This is a genomic window from Leucobacter soli, assembly GCF_042659205.1.
In the GTDB taxonomy this organism is placed as follows: domain Bacteria; phylum Actinomycetota; class Actinomycetes; order Actinomycetales; family Microbacteriaceae; genus Leucobacter; species Leucobacter soli.
This window is the reverse complement of the sequence record NZ_JBHSRW010000218.1, coordinates 1-3,703: the sequence shown is the minus strand read 5'-3', so window position 1 is coordinate 3,703 and position 3,703 is coordinate 1. Positions and strand designations below refer to the sequence as shown.

General features: G+C 70.5%; 4 protein-coding genes. All 4 read left to right on the top strand.

The features are described from left to right. Nucleotides 1-61: 61 nt before the first annotated feature. The 4 genes from ACFPZL_RS11050 to purQ are packed head-to-tail and all read left to right on the top strand — an operon-like array spanning nt 62 to nt 3,541. Nucleotides 62-982: a phosphoribosylaminoimidazolesuccinocarboxamide synthase gene (locus ACFPZL_RS11050; protein WP_218116027.1), complete on the top strand. Its 921-nt coding sequence runs from the start codon at nt 62-64 to the stop codon at nt 980-982. Nucleotides 983-1,022: 40 nt separating this feature from the next. Further along, the gene (locus ACFPZL_RS11045) at nt 1,023-2,525 is read left to right on the top strand and encodes a hypothetical protein (RefSeq protein WP_218116026.1); all 1,503 of its coding nucleotides are present in this window, start codon (nt 1,023-1,025) and stop codon (nt 2,523-2,525) included. 57 nt (nt 2,526-2,582) lie between these two features. Further along, nucleotides 2,583-2,837 carry a phosphoribosylformylglycinamidine synthase subunit PurS gene (gene purS, locus ACFPZL_RS11040; RefSeq protein ID WP_218116025.1) on the top strand — a complete coding sequence of 85 codons (255 nt, stop codon included), beginning with the start codon at nt 2,583-2,585 and terminating at the stop codon, nt 2,835-2,837. Next, nucleotides 2,837-3,541: a phosphoribosylformylglycinamidine synthase subunit PurQ gene (gene purQ, locus ACFPZL_RS11035; RefSeq protein ID WP_218116024.1), complete on the top strand. Its 705-nt coding sequence runs from the start codon at nt 2,837-2,839 to the stop codon at nt 3,539-3,541. Before purS ends, purQ begins: the two co-directional genes overlap by 1 nt. Nucleotides 3,542-3,703 lie beyond the last annotated feature (162 nt).

The following is a 3,703-nucleotide window of genomic DNA, read 5'->3' as shown; positions in this document are numbered from 1 at the left end:
ATCGGATCAGGCTCGAGGGCGGGCAGCACCGCACCGACATCGCGGCGCGGGTGGTCGAGGCATGAGCGGGGCGGGCGCCCCGTCGGCCGCCACCGCGCAAGAGCTGCCCGGCTGGCGGCACATCTACTCGGGCAAGGTGCGCGATCTCTACGTCCCCGAGGTGCTGCAGGGCGAGTCCGCGCATCTCCTGGTGGTGGCGAGCGATCGCATCAGCGCCTTCGACCATGTGCTCGAGCCGCCGATCGCCGGCAAGGGCGCCGTGCTGACCGCGCTCTCGAACTGGTGGTTCGAGCGGATCGACCTGCCGAATCATCTGGCGGCGGCCGACCCCTCGCTGCCGCCCGTGCCGCTGGAGGTGGCGGACCGGGCGATGCTCACGCGGCGCCTCGAGATGCACCCCATCGAGTGCGTGGTGCGGGGGGCTCTGACGGGATCCGGCTACGCCGAGTACTGCGAGACGGGTGCGGTCTGCGGGATCGAGCTGCCCGCGGGGCTGAGCGATGGCGACCTGCTCGAGGAGCCGATCTACACGCCGGCCTACAAGGCGCCGCTCGGCGAGCACGACGAGAACATCACCTTCGAGCGCTCGGTCGAGCTCGTCGGCGAAGAGGTCGCGTCGGCACTCCGCGACGCCTCGCTGCGGATCTTCACCGCGGCACGGGAGCTGGCAGCCGAGCGCGGCGTCGTCCTGGCCGACACCAAGTTCGAGTTCGGTTGGGATCCTTCGCGAGAAGGATCGACCCCCGCCGATCTGGTGCTCGCCGACGAGGTCCTCACGAGCGATTCGTCCCGCTACTGGGACGCCGCGGGCTACGCGGCCGGCGGCCCGGATCGCCTGGCCAGCTTCGACAAGCAGATCGTGCGCGACTGGCTTTCGGCGAATTGGGACAAGCAGGGCGAACCGCCAGTGCTGCCCGACGACATCGTCGCGCGCACGCTCGGCCGCTACCGCGAGCTCTTCGAGCGCCTGACCAGCGAATAATACTGATTCGCGTCGTGAACCGCGCCGATACAATGCGAGCATGACGCAACAGACCGTTTCCCCGAGTCGCATCGCGATTCGCTGCCTCGCCCTGATTCTGGGGTCGGCGGCCCTGGCATGGCTGCTGTTCGTCGCCGGCCAGTACGTGCGACTCGTCGAGGTCTCGGGCCCCTCCCAGTACGACCTTCAGCCCGAGCGCGTGACGCTGGCCCAGTACTTCTACGTCGCGGCGGTCGTCGTGCTCGGTCTCGGCGCGCTGTTCGCGAAGCGACGGCTCGCGGGCCTCGGCGCGGTGTCCGCCGACCGCAGCACGCTCGTCGGCCCCGTCTCGAGCTTCTCGGGTCTCGTGCTGATCGTCGCGTCCGCGATCGCCGTCTGGGCAGTGCTCGTGCTCTTCCTCGGCGGCTTCTTCGGCGTCACCGAGGGCGGGGACCCGGCGCCGGTCGCCCGCATCGTCAATCTCTACGTGCCGATCGTGCTCTACACGGCGCTCGTCGTGACGCTCATCCTGCTGGGCTTCGTGTTCCCGCCGCCCCGGGCGAAGCACGCGCCGTCGGCCGACTCCGGCACGACAGCGGCGCCCGCGGCGACACCCGCAGCAGCCCCCGCTGAGTCGATTCCGCCCACCGGTGCGCACGCTGCCGGCACGGTCGCTGCGGACGCGCAGGCCGCGACCGATGCGCAGCACGGCGATGGGCAGCGCGCGGTCGCCCTCGCCTTCGCGACACCGATCATCGCAGCAGCGGTCGCGCTGGTGCTCGGGCTCATCGTCTACGACGTCACCCGCACTGCCCTCGAGGTGTGGATCTGGGTGGTGATCCTCGTCATCATCGCCTTCGGCGTGCTCGTCGGCACGAGGCTCGCGCGTCGCGGAGCGGATGAGCGCGGTGCGCAGGCGCCGATCGTCGCGGGGGCGACGACCCTCAACTTCGTGCTCGTCATCGTATTCGCCATCGCTGCAGCGGGCATGTCTCTCGGCTACGCGGCGAGCGCCGTGTCGAGCCTGAACGTCTCCCCCGGCCTCGGCCTCTCGGCCTACGCCGACCAGGAGAAGTACAGCGAGTCGGAGGGTGACGACTCCGTCGAGCTCGTGAACCCGCGGATCTCGCTGTGGGGCTCCGATCTGAAACGGGGCACCGACGCCACGGTAACGCTCGATCCCGGCGCAGAGACGATCGCCACGGCCGACGCCGGGCGCAACCGGTGGGTGAACGCCGAAGCCGACCTGCCCGAGGGGCTCGCCCCCGGTGACTACCGCCTGGTGGCCGAGGCCGTCACGGTCGACGGCAGATCGGTCGAGGTGTCTCTGCGCATGACGGTCGACGCGGGGGGCGCGGTCGTGTTCCCCGACGGCTCGAGCATCGACGAGACCGAGGAGAGCCGGCTGCTGCCGATCACTGCAGGCTGGGTGTTCGACGATCTGCTGCCGGCCGGCGTGATGCTCGCGCTGGCGCTCGCCGTGATCGCGGTGAGCCTCCAGACGCGGAATCGCCGGCAGGCCCCCGAGCTCCATCGACCGACGACGGGCCGCGTCGAGGCATAGCCCGCTCGTACGGGTAAACTGGACCGGACTGTTGAGTTCGTGACCGGGAGGCGCCGAGTGCCCACGATTGTTGTTGAAGTGATGCCGAAGGCTGAGCTGCTGGATCCGCAGGGCAAAGCCACCTCGGGCGCGCTCGCCCGCCTCGGCCACGGCAAGTTCCACGACGTGCGCATCGGCAAGCGTTTCGAGCTGGTCGTCGACGGCGAGGTCACCGACGAGGTGCTCGAGGAGGCCCGCCGCGTCGCCGACGAGATCCTCTCGAACTCGGTGATCGAGGATGTCGTCGCCGTGACGGTCGAAGGCGCCGAGTGATGTCCGCGCGGATCGGTGTCGTCACCTTCCCCGGGTCGCTCGACGACCGCGACGCGCAGCGCGCCATCCGCCTGGCGGGCGGCGAGGCCGTCGCCCTCTGGCACGCCGACCACGACCTGCAGGGCGTCGACGCGATCGTGCTGCCCGGCGGCTTCAGCTACGGCGACTACCTGCGCCCGGGCGCCATCGCCGCCGTCTCCCCGATCATGGCCGAGGTCATCGATGCGGCGAACGCGGGCATGCCCGTGCTCGGCATCTGCAACGGCTTCCAGGTGCTCGTCGAGGCGCACCTGCTGCCGGGCGGGCTGATCCGCAACGCCCACCAGCAGTTCGTGCGCCGCGATCAGCGCCTCGTCGTCGAGAACGCGAGCACCGACTGGACGAACGAGTTCGAGCAGGGCGAAGAGATCGTGATCCCGCTCAAGAACGGCGACGGCGGCTACATCGCCGACGACGAGACCCTGAAGCGCCTCGAGGGCGAAGGCCTCGTCGCGTTCCGCTACGCCGGGGTGAATCCCAACGGCTCGCTGAACGACATCGCCGGGCTCACGAACGAGCGCGGCAACGTGGTCGGCCTCATGCCGCACCCCGAGCATGCGACCGAGCCGGGCTTCGGGCCGAACACGTCGGAGCGCATGCGATCCGGCGTCGACGGACTCCGCTTCTTCACGAGCGCGCTCTCGGCCATCGGCGTCGCCGCGTAACGCGCCTCCCGCACCTTCCTACTGCGGCGGGCGCGGGGCGCCCGGCACGCTGAAATCGGGCTGCCCGTCCGGGAGCGCGGGGAGCGGCTGACCGTCGGCGAAGGTCGGCCACGGCAGGAGCGGCGTGGTGGCCTGGGCTTCGCTCGGCTGAATGCTCGGCTG